Annotated in this window: 11 protein-coding genes, 4 tRNA genes, 1 other RNA gene and 1 pseudogene; 11 read left to right on the top strand and 6 right to left on the bottom strand. The window is 71.9% G+C overall.

Annotated features, from left to right (window positions below; all coding sequences use genetic code 11):
- Positions 1-209: 209 nt before the first annotated feature.
- Complete coding sequence (locus ACIHAA_RS28005; protein ID WP_399821932.1) at positions 210-680, bottom strand: ArsI/CadI family heavy metal resistance metalloenzyme; 471 nt, start codon at positions 678-680, stop codon at positions 210-212.
- A gap of 79 nt (positions 681-759) precedes the next feature.
- Here ACIHAA_RS28005 and ACIHAA_RS28010 point away from each other — a divergent pair, with 79 nt between their 5' ends.
- From ACIHAA_RS28010 to ACIHAA_RS28030, 5 genes and pseudogenes are all read left to right on the top strand, one after another.
- Positions 760-1167 carry an ArsR/SmtB family transcription factor gene (locus ACIHAA_RS28010; protein ID WP_399821934.1) on the top strand — a complete coding sequence of 136 codons (408 nt, stop codon included), beginning with the start codon at positions 760-762 and terminating at the stop codon, positions 1165-1167.
- Positions 1164-2261 (top strand): ACR3 family arsenite efflux transporter, encoded by a 1098-nt coding sequence (arsB, locus tag ACIHAA_RS28015; RefSeq protein WP_399821935.1) that lies wholly within the window; start codon positions 1164-1166, stop codon positions 2259-2261. Before ACIHAA_RS28010 ends, arsB begins: the two co-directional genes overlap by 4 nt.
- On the top strand, positions 2254-2667 hold the full coding sequence (locus tag ACIHAA_RS28020; protein WP_399821937.1) for an arsenate reductase ArsC: 414 nt from the start codon (positions 2254-2256) through the stop codon (positions 2665-2667). The genes arsB and ACIHAA_RS28020 overlap by 8 nt, the downstream gene beginning before the upstream one ends.
- A gap of 173 nt (positions 2668-2840) precedes the next feature.
- Positions 2841-2945 (top strand): annotated as a pseudogene (locus tag ACIHAA_RS28025) (SpdA protein); the annotation flags it as partial.
- 143 nt (positions 2946-3088) lie between these two features.
- A complete protein-coding gene (locus ACIHAA_RS28030; protein WP_399822033.1) occupies positions 3089-3280 on the top strand; it encodes a mobile element transfer protein in 192 nt (63 codons plus the stop codon).
- A 320-nt stretch (positions 3281-3600) separates the two neighbouring features.
- Here the strand turns inward: ACIHAA_RS28030 and ACIHAA_RS28035 are convergent.
- Positions 3601-3688 (bottom strand) — tRNA-Ser (locus tag ACIHAA_RS28035).
- 98 nt (positions 3689-3786) lie between these two features.
- On the opposite strand from ACIHAA_RS28035, the gene ffs reads away from it, so the two are divergent.
- The 6 genes from ffs (at position 3787) to ACIHAA_RS28065 (ending at position 12894) form a co-directional block, all read left to right on the top strand.
- An RNA gene (gene ffs / locus ACIHAA_RS28040) (signal recognition particle sRNA small type) lies at positions 3787-3883 on the top strand.
- A 102-nt stretch (positions 3884-3985) separates the two neighbouring features.
- Complete coding sequence (locus tag ACIHAA_RS28045) at positions 3986-6406, top strand: DNA polymerase III subunit gamma and tau (RefSeq protein WP_399821939.1); 2421 nt, start codon at positions 3986-3988, stop codon at positions 6404-6406.
- A 139-nt stretch (positions 6407-6545) separates the two neighbouring features.
- Entirely contained in the window at positions 6546-7811 is a 1266-nt protein-coding gene (gene purD / locus ACIHAA_RS28050) for a phosphoribosylamine--glycine ligase (RefSeq protein WP_399821941.1), read from the top strand.
- Between the two features lie 429 nt (positions 7812-8240).
- Positions 8241-10112: a hypothetical protein gene (locus ACIHAA_RS28055; RefSeq protein ID WP_399822035.1), complete on the top strand. Its 1872-nt coding sequence runs from the start codon at positions 8241-8243 to the stop codon at positions 10110-10112.
- Between the two features lie 196 nt (positions 10113-10308).
- On the top strand, positions 10309-11808 hold the full coding sequence (locus ACIHAA_RS28060) for a N,N-dimethylformamidase beta subunit family domain-containing protein (protein ID WP_399821943.1): 1500 nt from the start codon (positions 10309-10311) through the stop codon (positions 11806-11808).
- Between the two features lie 186 nt (positions 11809-11994).
- Positions 11995-12894, top strand: a complete 900-nt coding sequence (locus tag ACIHAA_RS28065; protein ID WP_399821945.1) for a phosphoribosylaminoimidazolesuccinocarboxamide synthase — start codon at positions 11995-11997, stop codon at positions 12892-12894.
- 51 nt (positions 12895-12945) lie between these two features.
- Here ACIHAA_RS28065 and ACIHAA_RS28070 read toward each other — a convergent pair.
- The 4 genes from ACIHAA_RS28070 to ACIHAA_RS28085 form a co-directional block, all read right to left on the bottom strand.
- A tRNA-Gly gene (locus ACIHAA_RS28070) sits at positions 12946-13021 on the bottom strand.
- Positions 13022-13522: 501 nt separating this feature from the next.
- Positions 13523-13598 (bottom strand) — tRNA-Gly (locus ACIHAA_RS28075).
- Positions 13599-13675: 77 nt separating this feature from the next.
- Positions 13676-13750 (bottom strand) — tRNA-Gly (locus ACIHAA_RS28080).
- A 149-nt stretch (positions 13751-13899) separates the two neighbouring features.
- The gene (locus ACIHAA_RS28085; RefSeq protein WP_399821948.1) at positions 13900-14217 is read right to left on the bottom strand and encodes an Lsr2 family protein; all 318 of its coding nucleotides are present in this window, start codon (positions 14215-14217) and stop codon (positions 13900-13902) included.
- Positions 14218-14467 lie beyond the last annotated feature (250 nt).

Consider the following 14467-nt stretch of genomic DNA (forward strand, 5'->3'; position numbering starts at 1 on the left):
GCCCCAGCAAGGCGCAGCGTGCGGCGGAACGTCCGTGATCAAACGCCTGCCGCCCCTCCTGTTCGCGGCGCGACCGTTCACCTGGGTTCATATCCGTCCGCCTGTTCAGCGGCAGCCATCGACCGGACTCGCCTGAACGGTGGTGACCGTCGCTGAATGAGACGGAAACTGAGACGGACGGCCGCGGGCTGACCAGGCCGTTCGGATCCCTAGCCGCAGGCGCATCCGGCCGTTGCCGGGGTCTCCTCGGTGGTCTGGCTGGTGCAGCATCCGTCGCCGGTGGCATTGGGGTCGGCGCTCTTTCCGAGGGTGTCGGCATCGGCCTTCACGACGTAGACCTCCCACGGCTCCTTGCCAGGGCCGTGAACCCACACCTTGTCCTGAAGCGCGTAGCAGCAGGACGTGTCGTTCTCCTCGAAAGTGGCCAGACCTGCGTCCTTGAGCCGGGTGGCGGCGGCGTTGACCTGGTCGGTGGACTCGACCTCGACGCCGAGGTGGTCGAGGCGGGTCTCCTCGCCGGGCTCACCCTCGATCAGCACGAGCTTGAGCGGGGGCTCGGTGACGGCGAAGTTGGCGTAACCCTCGCGCCGCTTGGCCGGTTCGGTGCCGAACAGCTTCGAGTAGAAGGTGATCGACGCTTCCAGGTCACTGACGCGCAGGGCGAGCTGGGCACGGGGCATGACATGACTCCCATCTGGCTGAATTGATGTCTGTCGATGCAAGATTGCGTGGTGCATCGAAGACTGTCAACGTAGAGGCATGTCGAATCAAGAGCTGGTGGTGCTCGGTCAGAGCGATGAGGCGGGAGCGTGTTGCCCTGGGTTGCTGACCGCCCCCCTGGACGAGGGCCAGGCCGTGGAGCTGGCGAAGGTGTTCAAGGCGCTGGGCGATCCGGTGCGGCTGCGCCTGCTGTCGATGATCGCCTCCCGGGCGGGCGGCGAGGTGTGCGTCTGTGACCTGACCCCGGCCTTCGAGTTGTCCCAGCCGACGATCTCGCATCACCTGAAGCTGCTGCGGCAGGCGGGCCTGATCGACTGCGAGCGGCGCGGCACCTGGGTCTACTACTGGCTCGTCCCGGAGATGACCGACCGGCTCGCCGGGATCCTGACCCGTCCGGCTGGTGAGCCGCTGCCCGAGCGCGCCGCGCCGGCCGGAGCCGCCTCGTGAGCACTGCCGTACCCGAAGGGAACGTGGCCGGACGCCTGTCCTTCGTCGACCGCTACCTGGCTGTCTGGATTCTCGCGGCGATGGCCCTGGGTCTTGGCCTGGGCCGCCTGGTCCCTGGCCTGGGTGACGCGCTGGCCAAGGTGACCGTGACGGGGGTGTCCCTGCCGATCGCCCTGGGCCTGCTGGTGATGATGTACCCGGTGCTGGCCAAGGTCCGTTACGACCGCCTCGACACCGTCACCCGCGACCGCCGCCTGCTGCTGCCATCGCTGCTGCTGAACTGGATGGTCGGCCCTGCGCTCATGTTCGCCCTGGCTTGGCTGTTTCTGGCGGACCTGCCCGCCTACCGCACCGGCCTGATCATCGTCGGCCTGGCCCGCTGCATCGCCATGGTCATCATCTGGAACGACCTCGCGTGCGGCCACCGGGAAGCCGCCGCCGTCCTGGTCGCCCTGAACTCCGTCTTCCAGGTGATCGCCTTCTCGGCGCTGGGCTGGTTCTACCTCTCCGTCCTGCCCGGCTGGCTCGGCCTGGAGCAGACCGGACTGGACGTGTCCGTGTGGGAGATCGCCCGCAGCGTGCTCATCTTCCTCGGCATCCCGCTCGCGGCCGGCTACCTCACCCGACGCATCGGCGAGAAGACCAAGGGCCGCACCTGGTACGAGACTGAACTCATCCCGCGCATCGGCCCCTTCGCCCTGTACGGGCTGCTGTTCACGATCGTCGTCCTCTTCGCCCTGCAAGGCGACGCGATCACCTCACAGCCCCTGGACGTCGCCCGCATCGCCCTGCCGCTGCTGGTCTACTTCACGGTCATGTGGGCCGGGTCCATGGCCCTGGGACGCGCGGTCGACCTCGACCACTCGAGGGCCACGACGCTGGCGTTCACCGCCGCGGGCAACAACTTCGAGCTGGCCATCGCCGTCGCCATCGCCACCTTCGGCGCCACCTCCGGTCAGGCCCTCGCCGGCGTCGTCGGCCCCCTCATCGAAGTACCGGCCCTGATCGGCCTGGTGTACGTCGCCTTGTACGCCCGCCGCTACTTCACCGCCCCCGCCGTCCCCGCGCCCCAAGAGGACCCCACCCATGTCTGACACCGCCACCCCGTCCGTGCTCTTCGTCTGCGTCCACAACGCCGGACGCTCACAGATGGCCGCCGCCTTCCTCACCCACCTCGCGGGCGACCGCGTCCAGGTCCGCTCCGCCGGCTCCGCCCCCGCCGACACCGTGAATCCGGCCGTCGTCGAAGCCATGGCGGAGGTGGGCATCGCCATCGCGACCGAGGTGCCCAAGGTGCTCACGGTGGAGGCGGTCCAGGCGTCCGACGTCGTCATCACGATGGGCTGCGGCGACACCTGCCCCGTCTTCCCCGGCAAGCGCTACCTCGACTGGCAACTCCCCGACCCGGCCGGGCAGGGCGTGGAAGCGGTTCGCCCGATCCGCGACGAGATCGAGAAGCGCATCCGCGGCCTGGTCGACGAGATTGCCCCGCAGGCTTGACCAAGCCCAGATTTTGCGAGTACTTCGCAGTGAAATACGCATGCGCGAGCCCATCGGAGATCATCCGTGGGCTCGCGTGCTGTTCAGATGTGCGCTCTGGCCGCGGCGGCTAGAACTAACTCTGGTGCGGCCGCAGCGGATGATGTGCGCCACGACGCCGCAAGGTCGCCTAAGAACACCGGAACCGGACCGGAACCGTCATCGACACCTCGACCCTTCGTGCCCGGCTCGGCATCCCGTTGCCGCTGGCCGAGGCCATCGCAACCGAACTGAGCTGATCCCGGAGGAACTTCCGTCCATGCGCCCCTCCACGCTCCGCGCGCTGAAACGCGCCGTCGAGCTGACCCGGCAGAACCACCTGACCGAAGCCGTGCTGATCGCAGAACCGGTGCTCCTCGCAGCCGACGAAGGAGATCGACTGATGCCCGCCAACCGCCGCTTCCGCAATGTCGTCCGTATCGGCCCTGTCCAGGTCGGCACGTACTACGACGGCCGGGGCCGCGAGAAACACACCGCCGGATGCACGGCCCCGCGCTGCGGCTTCTCGGCGGACTACGCCAGCCGCGCCGCCGCCGAGCTGGCCGCCCGCACCCACCGCTGCGCCGCCCGCTGAGGAGCCCTCCGGTGACCGTCTCGCTCCCGCTCGTCTTCGAGGGAGCGGGCTCGGGACGAGAAGCTCCGGAAGGTCGGCAAGAGCTGGACCGTGCAGGCCTGGTTGGAGCACTGGGTCGAGAACATCGCCGAGCCGTACGGCCCGGTACATGCATGTGACGGGAGTCATGCTCCGCAAGGTCGCTCAGCAAGTCGGCGACGCGCTCTGGGAGCTGCCCGGCGCCGAAGAAAAGCCCGACTGAGACGGAAACTGAGACGGACAACGTCGAAGGGCCCCACTGCGAGCAGTGGGGCCCTTCGACATCGTGCCCGGTGAGGCACTGGCGGAGGATACGAGATTCGAACTCGTGAGGGGTTGCCCCCAACACGCTTTCCAAGCGTGCGCCCTAGGCCTCTAGGCGAATCCTCCGCCGGAAACATTACATGACGTCGGGGAGTGCTTGCGAACTCGTTCGGAGGCCCGGTGATCGGGCTCGTTCGCGGGCCCGGCGATCGGGTAGGCTGGGGCTCAGCCCCTCACGCGGCGCTATCTGACTGAACTCCCCCAGGGCCGGAAGGCAGCAAGGGTAGGTTGGCTCTGGCGGGTGCGTGGGGGGTCTTTCTGTTCCCAGGGCCTCCGGGGCTCCGGGGCTGACTCCCGCGGGAGGCGTGGGGGAGCGGCTCGGGCCGGGGCGTGTTGTCGGTGGGCGCCTATAACCTCGTAAGCGTGTCGTCTCTTGCGCTGTACCGCCGCTACCGCCCGGAGTCCTTTGCCGAGGTCATCGGGCAGGAGCATGTCACCGACCCGTTGCAGCAGGCGCTGCGGAACAACCGGGTCAATCACGCGTACCTGTTCAGCGGGCCCCGCGGCTGTGGCAAGACGACCAGCGCCCGCATCCTGGCGCGCTGCCTGAACTGCGAGAAGGGCCCTACGCCGACGCCGTGCGGCGAGTGCCAGTCCTGCCAGGACCTGGCGCGGAACGGACCGGGGTCCATCGATGTCATCGAGATCGACGCCGCGTCGCACGGTGGTGTGGACGATGCCCGCGACCTGCGGGAGAAGGCCTTCTTCGGGCCCGCGAGCAGCCGGTACAAGATCTACATCATCGACGAGGCCCACATGGTCACGTCGGCCGGTTTCAACGCGCTGCTGAAGGTCGTCGAGGAGCCGCCCGAGCACCTCAAGTTCATCTTCGCGACCACCGAGCCGGAGAAGGTCATCGGGACCATCCGCTCGCGCACCCACCACTACCCCTTCCGCCTGGTGCCGCCGGGGACCCTGCGGGACTACCTGGCCGAGGTCTGCGGGCGGGAGGCCATCCCGGTCGACGACGGGGTCCTGCCGCTCGTGGTGCGGGCGGGCGCGGGGTCCGTGCGTGACTCCATGTCCGTCATGGACCAGCTGCTGGCGGGCGCGGGCGCCGACGGTGTGACGTATGCCATGGCCACCTCCCTGCTCGGCTACACCGACGGCTCGCTCCTGGACTCCGTCGTGGAGGCCTTCGCCTCCGGGGACGGGGCGGCCGCCTTCGAGGTCGTGGACCGGATCATCGAGGGGGGCAACGATCCCCGCCGGTTCGTCGCGGACCTGCTGGAGCGGCTGCGGGACCTGGTGATCCTCGCCGCCGTGCCCGACGCCGTGGAGAAGGGGCTCCTGGACGCCCCGGTCGATGTGCTGGAGCGGATGCAGGCCCAGGCGGGCGTCTTCGGCCCGGCCGAGCTGAGCCGTGCCGCCGACCTCGTCAACGAGGGGCTTACGGAGATGCGCGGCGCGACCTCGCCCCGGCTCCAGCTCGAACTGATCTGCGCGCGGGTGATGCTGCCCGCCGCTTACGGCGACGAGCGCTCGGTGATGGCCCGTCTCGACCGGCTGGAGCGGGGCGTCAACTTCTCCGGCGGCGGCGCGGCCCCCGCCATGGGCTATGTCCCGGGACCTGGTGCGCACGCGGCGGTGGCCGGGGAGCCGGGAACCCCCCAGGGCACGGACACGGTGCCCGTTCCGCCCGGCGGCGGTCTCGCGGCGGCCCGCGCGGCGGTACGGACCGGTGGGAGCGTGGGCCCGGGCGGGGCCGGGAGCGCGGCGCCGGGCGGTGCCGGGATGCCGGGGCCGAGCGGCGCGCCGGGCCCTGCCGCCGGTGCCCCCGGCGGCCACGGCGGCGGTGCGGCGCCTGTCGCAGAGCCGCACCCTGCGGCCCCGCAGCCTGCCGCTCCGCAGTCCGCCCCCCCGCAGCCCGTGGCCCAGGAGACGCCCCCCACCGCTCCGGCGCAGCAGGAGCCCCCCGCTCAGCCCCAGGCCGCCCCTGCGCAGCCGCAGACCGCTGCCGCACCCGGTGCCTGGCCCACCGCCTCGGCCGCGGGCAGTGGCCGGCGGCCCGGAGGATGGCCCACCGCGGCGTCCGCGGGCGGGGCACAGGCCCAGGCTCAGTCCGCGCCCGCCCCCGGACCCGCGGCTCCCGCAGCGGCGGCCCCGGCCGCTTCCGCGGCAGCCTCCCCGGCCGCGGGTGGTCTCGACCCCCGCATGCTGTGGCCGAACATCCTGGAGGCGGTGAAGAACCGCCGCCGCTTCACCTGGATCCTGCTGAGCCAGAACGCGCAGGTGGCGGGCTTCGACGGGACGACCCTGCAAGTCGGCTTCGTCAACCCCGGCGCCCGGGACAACTTCCTGAGCAGCGGCAGCGAGGACGTCCTGCGGCAGGCCCTGGCCGAGCAGTTCAACGTGCAGTGGAAGATCGAGGCCATCGTCGACCCGTCGGGCGGCTCGGCCCCACCGGCCTCCGGCGGCTTCGGCGGCGGCACCCCCAGCCCCGGTGGCGGCAGCCCCGGCGGCTACGGCGGCGGAAGCGGCGGCTACGGAGGCGGCGGCTACGGCGGCGGCACCGGTGGCCATGGCGGCGGAGCACCGTCCGCCCCGGGCCCCGCACCCCAGCAGTCGGGGTCGGCCCCGGCCGCGCGTCCCACGTCGGCGTCCCCGGCGCCGTCCCGCCCGGCCCCGACGGAGCCCTCCGCACCGCCCCGCCATGTGGTCGCCCCCGAGGACGACATGCCGGAGGACGACGACCCCGACCTCGACGAGTCGGCCCTCTCCGGGCACGACCTGATCGTCCGGGAGCTGGGCGCCACCGTCGTGGACGAGTTCTCCAACGAGTGACGCGCACCGGGATGGGGCCGCTCCCGGGCCCATCCCGGAGAACCGATGGCCCTTCTTGGAGGAAGCGACAAACGCTGGTCCCGCCTCCCTTCGGTGGCCCCCACAAGGGTCCGGTCCGGCGTCCCGTTAGGCTGACCTCGTGAAGGTCCTCGTCATCGGCAGCGGTGCCCGCGAACACGCCCTGTGCCGTTCCCTGTCCCTCGACCCCGACGTCACCGCGCTGCACTGCGCCCCCGGCAACGCCGGCATCGCCGAGGTGGCCCAACTCCACCAGGTCGACGCCCTCGACGGAGACGCCGTGGCCGCGCTGGCCGCGGAACTCGGCGCCGGGCTGGTCGTCGTAGGCCCCGAGGCCCCGCTCGTCGCGGGTGTCGCGGACACCGTGCGCGCGGCCGGCATCCCCGTCTTCGGCCCCTCCCGGGAGGCCGCGCGGCTGGAGGGCTCCAAGGCGTTCGCCAAGGACGTGATGGCGGCGGCGGGCGTTCCCACCGCGCGTTCGTACGTCTGCACGAACGCCGATGAGGCCGAGGAGGCGCTCGACGCCTTCGGCGCCCCCTACGTCGTCAAGGACGACGGCCTCGCCGCCGGAAAGGGCGTCGTCGTCACCGCCGATCTCGACACCGCGAGGGCACACGCGGCCCACTGCGAGCGGGTGGTCGTCGAGGAGTTCCTCGACGGTCCCGAGGTGTCCCTGTTCGCCGTCACCGACGGTGAGACGGTTCTCCCGCTCCAGCCCGCGCAGGACTTCAAGCGCGCCCTGGACGGCGACGAGGGGCCGAACACCGGCGGCATGGGCGCGTACTCGCCGCTTCCGTGGGCCGACCCGAAGCTGGTGGACGAGGTCCTGCGGACCGTTCTCCAGCCGACGGTGGACGAGATGCGCCGCCGCGGCACGCCCTTCTCCGGGCTGCTCTACGCGGGCCTGGCGATCACCTCGCGCGGTGTGCGGGTGATCGAGTTCAACGCCCGCTTCGGCGACCCGGAGACCCAGGTCGTGCTCGCCCGGCTCAGGACCCCGCTCGCCCGGGTGCTGCTGGCCGCGGCGAACGGCACCCTCGCCGATGTCGAACCCCTGCGCTGGAGCGAGGACGCGGCGGTCACCGTGGTCGTGGCCTCCCACAACTACCCGGGCACCCCGCGCACCGGCGACCCGATCACCGGCCTCGACGAGGTGGCGGCCGAGGACGCACCGGACGCCTACGTCCTGCACGCGGGCACCCGGCGCGAGGGCGACGCGGTGGTGAGCGCGGGCGGCCGCGTGCTCTCCGTCACGGCCACCGGCCCGGACCTCGCCGCGGCCCGCCGCCGCGCCTACACGGCAGTGGCCCGCATCCGGCTCGACGGCTCCCAGCACCGTACGGACATCGCGGCCCGGGCGGCGGAGGACTCCGGCAGCCGGAGCTGAGCCGCCACCAAACATCCAGGGCCAAAACAGCCGAGCAGTCGAACATTCGAACGGCCGAGCATCCGAGGGCCTGGCACGGGGGTGACCCCCGTGCCAGGCCCTCCGTACTGGTCCACGTCCCCGGAACGTGGCGCCCGTCCCACGTCATCCAGCTTTCCCCAAAGCCATTCCATCGAGTGACCGGTGACCCATCCGGCTGACGGCGGCCGGGGCCCCAACTAGTGTGCGGCGCAAGCCGTTCCGGCACTTGGCCCACCGGCATTGCGATGTCAGTGGGGGGTGCCACAGTGGGGGAGTGAGCAACGCACGGTCGTCCGGCGGCGAGGTCCCCGGCGGACACGACGAAAGCCGTTACGGCGCATGGGGCGCCGGGCGGAAGCGGGCTGTACAGAGGCGGGACAGAGGGGGTGACGTCCGGTCGTGACCGGTATGGGTGTGGAGGCGGGCGCGCAGGCCGCGCGCGCACGGGCGCTGGCCGTGCTGCGGATCCGCAGCAGGGCACTGGCCGTCGCCCTGCTCCCGGCCGCCGTCGCCGTCGTGCTGCTCGTCGGCGGCGCCACCGGCCACCTCCCCGGCCGCCACTGGGACATCGCCCGCTGGATCACGACCGCCCTCGCCGCCCTCGTCCTGCTCTGTGCCGCCGCCTTCGCCCTGTTGGTGGCCCGCGCCCGGCCCGCCGTCAGCCCGACGGTCCCGATCGCGGAGGAGTCGGCCCCCGACCTCTACCGGATGGTCCGCGACCTGGCCGACCGCCTGGACGTGCCCGCGCCCTCCGCGATAGCCCTCACCCCCGACTGCGACAGCTGGCTGGAGGACCGCACCCACCGCGCCCACTCCCCGCCGACCCGCGGCGGAGAGGGAACACACTCCGGGCAGGGGGCACCCTCCAGCCCGGGGGCACACTCCGCCCGGGGCACACACTCGGGCCGAGGGACGAACACCGGCCGAGGGACGAACTCCGGCCGGGGCACGAACACCGGCCGGGGCATACGCGGCCTGGCCCCGTCCCGGTCCCACCGGGCCCCGACCGCGCCCGTGCTGGTCATAGGCTCGCCGTTCCTGTGGTGGATGCGGGTCGGTGAGCTGCGCGCCGTCCTCGCCCCGGTCGTGGCGGGCACGGGCCCGTCGGCCCACCCGGACATAGCGGCGGCCCGCCGTTTTGTACGCGGGCTGGACGCCGCCGTGGCCGTGACCTCCGGACCCGCGCGCAGCCCTCTGATACGTACGCTGCTGTCCGGCGCGGGCTGGCTGTCCCGCCTGCTGCTGCGGAGCTGCCGGGGTCACGCGGCCGAGATGGAGCGAGGGGTGGCCGCCGCGGCGTCCGAGCGCGCGCAGGCTGTGGACTACGGTCTGCGGATCGTCGCCCAGGAGCAGGTGGGGCTGGCATACGCGGGCTGGGACCGGTTGCTCACGCGGGTCGCGCTGCCCGCCTGGCGGATGGGCCGCTGGCCCTCCCGGCTGGACGCGGGTGTGGTCGCCGCGCTGACCGAGCTGTCCCGCCGGGACCGGCTGGCCGAGGGCTTCACCTCCCGGCTCGGCGAGCGCCCGGCCTGCGACCTGCTGGAGGAACCCGGCGCCATCGACGAGGCCGCGTCGCTCCTCGCCGCCCGTCTCTTCCACGGCGGCCCGCCCCGGCCCGGTCCTGAGTGGGCCCCGGTGCACTGGCACGACTACCCGGAGGAGGTCGTCGACCGCAAGTGGCGCCAGGACGCGGCGCGTCTCCAGCGTGTCCTGGACGCCCTGGGCGTACGCCATCCCGCGCCCTCGGCGGTGTCCCGCGCGGACGGCCCGACGCTGGAGCGGGTCGTGGAGTATCTGACCGTGCGGGAGGCGGAGACCGCCCGCGAGGCACCGTTCCCCGCGGCCGCCGACGACGACGGGGTGGTCGCCAGTGTGCGGGCCGCCGCCCTGGTGGCCGGGCTCAGCGCCGCCATGGCCCGGGAGGAGACGGTCACCGGCCGTCCCCCGGTGGGTGTCGAAGCCGGGCAGTCCGCGGGCCCGGACCCGGCGCTGTGGGACGAGGGAGCCCTCCCGCTCTTCCCGCTCCAGCCGCCGCGCACCGGCCGGGAACTGCTGGTGGACCATGTGACCGCGATGGTGTGCTGCGCCGCCATGGACACGGCGGGCGCGGTGCCCGGGCTCGACTGGCTGGACGGCCCGTCCCTCCTGGTGAAGGGAGAACGCGCGGCCGACCTGGCCCCCCGGATCCTGACCCTGGTCGAGGAGGGGGATCCGGCCCCGCTGCGCTGCTGGCTGCTGAACCTCGGCGTACGCCCCGAGAAGCCGGTCCGGCTGGTCTGACCGCCCGCGACGTGGACCCCTGGCCCCAGGCTCCCATTCCGTTACACGTCAATTCACGACGAACGGTGACGGAGTGCGTGCGTAATGTGATGTGCTGGGACCGATCGCATACCAGGCACATGCCAGAGCAAGGCCGGATCAGGGGCCGGGCAAGGGCTTGACGACGGCTCACGGGGGACGAGGGAGGGGACATCACATGGAGTCGGAGCACATCCGCCGCTGGGAGTCGGGCGCTCTCGCGCATGCCGTGACGGATCCTTTCGGCCAGGGCCCCGTTCCCTGGCTCCGAGGGAGCGAGACGTACTTCGACGACACGGGGCACGTGGTCCCCTGGTACGTGGACCCCGCCCCCGCCCATGTTCCGTCCCAGGGGACCAAGGGGGCCCGGGTTCCCGCGCCCCGCACCGGCGGCCCCCGCTCCGCCGACGACGTCCACCGCCAGATCAAGGGCTTCACCTCGACGGGCGCGGTCGCCCCGGGGGAGGCCATCGACTTCCGTATCACCGTCGACCCGCCCCAGGAATTCGCCGTCGACGTGTACCGGATCGGGCACTACGACGGCGACGGCGCAGCCAAGATCACCACCAGCCCCCGGCTGTCCGGCATCGTGCAGCCGCCGCCGCTCACCGCCGACCGCACGGTCTCCTGCCACCACTGGTGGCTGTCCTGGCGGCTCCAGATCCCCTCGTACTGGAGCATCGGCGCCTATGTCGCCGTCCTCACCACCGCCGACGGCTACCGCTCCCACGTCCCCTTCACCGTCCGCGACGGCCGCCCGGCGGACCTGCTTCTGCTGCTGCCCGACGTCACCTGGCAGGCGTACAACCTGTATCCGGAGGACGGGCACACCGGCGCCAGCCTCTACCACGCCTGGGACACGGGCGGACGGCTGCTCGGCGAGGCCGACGCCGCCACCACGGTCTCCTTCGACCGCCCGTACGCGGGCGCGGGCCTGCCCCTGCACGTCGGCCACGCCTACGACTTCATCCGCTGGGCCGAGCGCTACGGCTATGACATCGCCTATGCCGACGCCCGCGACCTGCACGCGGGACGCGTCGACCCCACCCGCTACCGGGGCCTTGTCTTCCCGGGCCACGACGAGTACTGGTCGGCCCAGATGCGCCGCACCGTGGAACTCGCCCGCGAGCACGGCACCTCCCTGGTGTTCCTGTCCGCCAACACCATGTACTGGCAGGTGGAGCTGGGCCCCTCCCCGTCCGGGGTCCCGGACCGGCTGCTCACCTGCCGCAAGCGCCGCGGCCCGGGAAAGCCCGTGCTCTGGCGGGAGATCGACCGCCCCGAGCAGGAGATGGTCGGCATCCAGTACGCGGGACGGGTCCCCGAACCCCATCCCCTCGTCGTGCGCAACGCCGGTCACTGGCTGTGGGAGTCGACCGGCGCCCAGGAGGGCGACGAACTGGACGGCATGGTCGCCGGGGAGGCGGACCGTTACTTCCCCCGTGTCCCCCTGCCCGAGCACCAAGGCCGCATCCTGCTCGCCCACTCCCCCTACCGGGACAGCGAGGGTGTGCGGCGCCACCAGGAGACCTCCCTCTACCGCGCGCCCTCCGGAGCCCTGGTCTTCGCGTCCGGGACCTTCGCCTGGTCCCCGGCCCTGGACCGCCCCGGCCACACGGACCCCCGGATCCAGCAGGCCACGGCGAACCTCCTGGACCGCATCTGCAAACGGGACTGACCCCTCCCGGGCCACCTCCCTCACCGGTCCCGCCCCCCGCATCCTCCCCGGCCCCACCCCCAGACCGGCACCCTCCCCGCCCCGCCCCACCCGGACCTGCACCCTCCCCGCCCCACCCCCCCGGACCAGCCCGCTCCCCGCATACGGGAGAATCGAGCCAGTTGGACAGAACCACGGGGAGGAACCGTGTCCGGATTCGTGGAAAAGCCCGAACCCGTCCAGGTGCCGGGCCTGGTGCATCTGCACACCGGCAAGGTGCGCGAGCTGTACCGGAACGAGACGGGCGACCTCGTGATGGTCGCCAGCGACCGCACATCGGCATTCGACTGGGTGCTGCCGACCGAGATCCCGGACAAGGGCCGGATCCTCACCCAGCTGTCGCTGTGGTGGTTCGACCGGCTCCGCGATCTGGTGCCGAGCCATGTCCTGAGCACCGAGCTGCCGCCCGGCGCCCCGGCCGACTGGGCCGGCCGCACCCTGGTCTGCACATCCCTGCGGATGGTCCCGGTGGAGTGTGTGGCCCGGGGCTATCTGACCGGTTCGGGTCTTGCCGAGTACCGCGAGTCCCGTACGGTCTGCGGCCTCGCCCTCCCCGAGGGCCTGGTGGACGGATCGGAGCTGCCCGCGCCGATCTTCACGCCCGCCGCCAAGGCCGCCGTCGGCGAGCACGACGAGAACGTCTCCTACGAGGAGGCCGCCCGTCAGGTCGGCGCCGAGACCGCGGCGCAGCTGCGGCAGGCCACCCTCGCGGTGTACGGGCGGGCCCGTGACATCGCCCGCGAGCGCGGGATCATCCTGGCGGACACCAAGTTCGAGTTCGGATACGACGGCGACACCCTGGTCCTCGCCGACGAGGTCCTCACCCCGGACTCCTCCCGCTTCTGGCCGGCCGACCGCTGGGAGCCGGGCCGCGCCCAGCCGTCGTTCGACAAGCAGTTCGTGCGGGACTGGCTCACCTCCGCAGCCTCCGGCTGGGACCGCACGAGCGAGCAGCCCCCGCCGCCGCTGCCGCAGGAGATCGTCGAGGCGACCCGCGCGAAGTACGTGGAGGCCTACGAGCGCCTGACGGGCCTCCGCTGGAGCTGAGCCCTGAGCCCATGAGAAAGGCCCCGGTCGATGACCGGGGCCTTTGCTCTGTGGAGCGGACGACGAGGCTCGAACTCGCGACCTCAACCTTGGCAAGGTTGCGCTCTACCAACTGAGCTACGTCCGCACTGCGCCGTTGCGCGAGAGCAACTATACCCAACCCCGAGCGTGCCCGGGACGCATCGCCGAACGGTGGGCCCGGCCGACGGCGGGCGCGCGCGGCCGGTCCCCCGGGGCAGGGCGGTCATGGCGCGCTCCCGGACCCGGGCGCCCGCCCCCTCGTACGGCGGGGAGCCCTGGGCGGTCGCCGAGCGCCCGGCCGGGAGCGGCGGGAGCGGCGGAAGGGCCAACTGTGGGGGAGCCGTGCGGCTTTGCGTGCCGCGTCCACCGGGCGCGCCACCGTGTCCGTGCCCGGCCGGTGCCTCCCGGGACCGGCAGCATCCGCCCCGGGAGCCCGCGCCCAGGCGCAATCGGCCGTCGCGTCCGGCCGCCCGCGGGCCCGGCATTCGGAGTGTTCGCCCCCGGCATACCCCCGATGGAATGTGGTCGTCCTCACACCATTCCCCGAAGGGCTCTTCTATGTACCCAACGAGAAAGGCCCCGATCGATGACCGGGGCCTTAACTCCATGGAGCGGACGACGAGGCTCGAACTCGCGACCTCAACCTTGGCAAGGTTGCGCTCTACCAACTGAGCTACGTCCGCACTGCTCCCGACCGGCTTTCACCGATCGGTGCGGGCACCAGCTTACCTGATCCACAAGTGTGGTTGGGACGGTGCCGTGGAGCGGGTGACAGGGATTGCACACTGCGCCTCCCCCTTGGAAAGGGGGTGTTCTGCTACTGAACTACACCCGCGTGACTCCTGGGGTCCGACCTTTCGGCCTTGCCCCTCGGCGTGTTCCAGACTCTAGCTGATCACCCGGGGTGCAGCGCAAGTCGGTTGCGGGCGGGGCCGGATGGGGGGGCGAAGCCTGCGTGCGCGCGCCCCCCGGCCGTCCCTCGCCTCAGTTCGCCTCCGCGAAGGCCTCGTAGACCTTCTTCGGGATGCGGCCGCGCGGCGGCACGTCCATCTTGTTGGAGCGGGCCCAGGCGCGGACGGCGGCCGGGTCGGGGGTCACCGCCGTGTGGGTGTACGCCTTGCCGGACTTCGCCTTCTTGCGGCCGGCCTCGACGTAGGGCGCCAGTGCCTTACGCAGTTTCTTGGCATTGGCTCGGTTGAGGTCGATCTCGTAGGACTTGCCGTCCAGTCCGAATGCGATCGTTTCCGCCGCTTCTGAGCCGTCGATGTCGTCAAAGAGAGTGACCACGACACGCTGCGCCACGAATATCGGTCCCTTCGTGCGGCACCTCCGCGATCATCCGCCACGACGTGTGCGGACGTCCGGGGATGCCGGGGAGATGTCGACTGTCCGGCGGTAATTGAGCAAAGTATCGGCTATTGCCAATTCCTTTGTACAGTGCCCGGCATTGCATTGTGAAGACCGACGGAATACGTCCGCGTGTCCGGGCAATGACGGGGTCACCGTCCTTCGTGGTTTTTCCGAGGATTTTCCGTGCCGAGGTGGCTTCGAT

The sequence above is a fragment of the Streptomyces sp. NPDC052040 genome (genome assembly GCF_044548405.1).
In the GTDB taxonomy this organism is placed as follows: domain Bacteria; phylum Actinomycetota; class Actinomycetes; order Streptomycetales; family Streptomycetaceae; genus Streptomyces.

Bases quoted from the DNA above. Each gene is read 5' to 3' on its own strand.
- ACIHAA_RS28060 (WP_399821943.1), top strand. From the start codon at position 10,309: ATGGAGTCGGAGCACATCCGCCGCTGGGAGTCGGGCGCTCTCGCGCAT.
- ACIHAA_RS28005 (WP_399821932.1), bottom strand. From the start codon at position 680: ATGCCCCGTGCCCAGCTCGCCCTGCGCGTCAGTGACCTGGAAGCGTCG.
- ACIHAA_RS28010 (WP_399821934.1), top strand. From the start codon at position 760: ATGTCGAATCAAGAGCTGGTGGTGCTCGGTCAGAGCGATGAGGCGGGA.
- ACIHAA_RS28055 (WP_399822035.1), top strand. From the start codon at position 8,241: ATGGGTGTGGAGGCGGGCGCGCAGGCCGCGCGCGCACGGGCGCTGGCC.
- ACIHAA_RS28030 (WP_399822033.1), top strand. From the start codon at position 3,089: ATGCCCGCCAACCGCCGCTTCCGCAATGTCGTCCGTATCGGCCCTGTC.
- ACIHAA_RS28020 (WP_399821937.1), top strand. From the start codon at position 2,254: ATGTCTGACACCGCCACCCCGTCCGTGCTCTTCGTCTGCGTCCACAAC.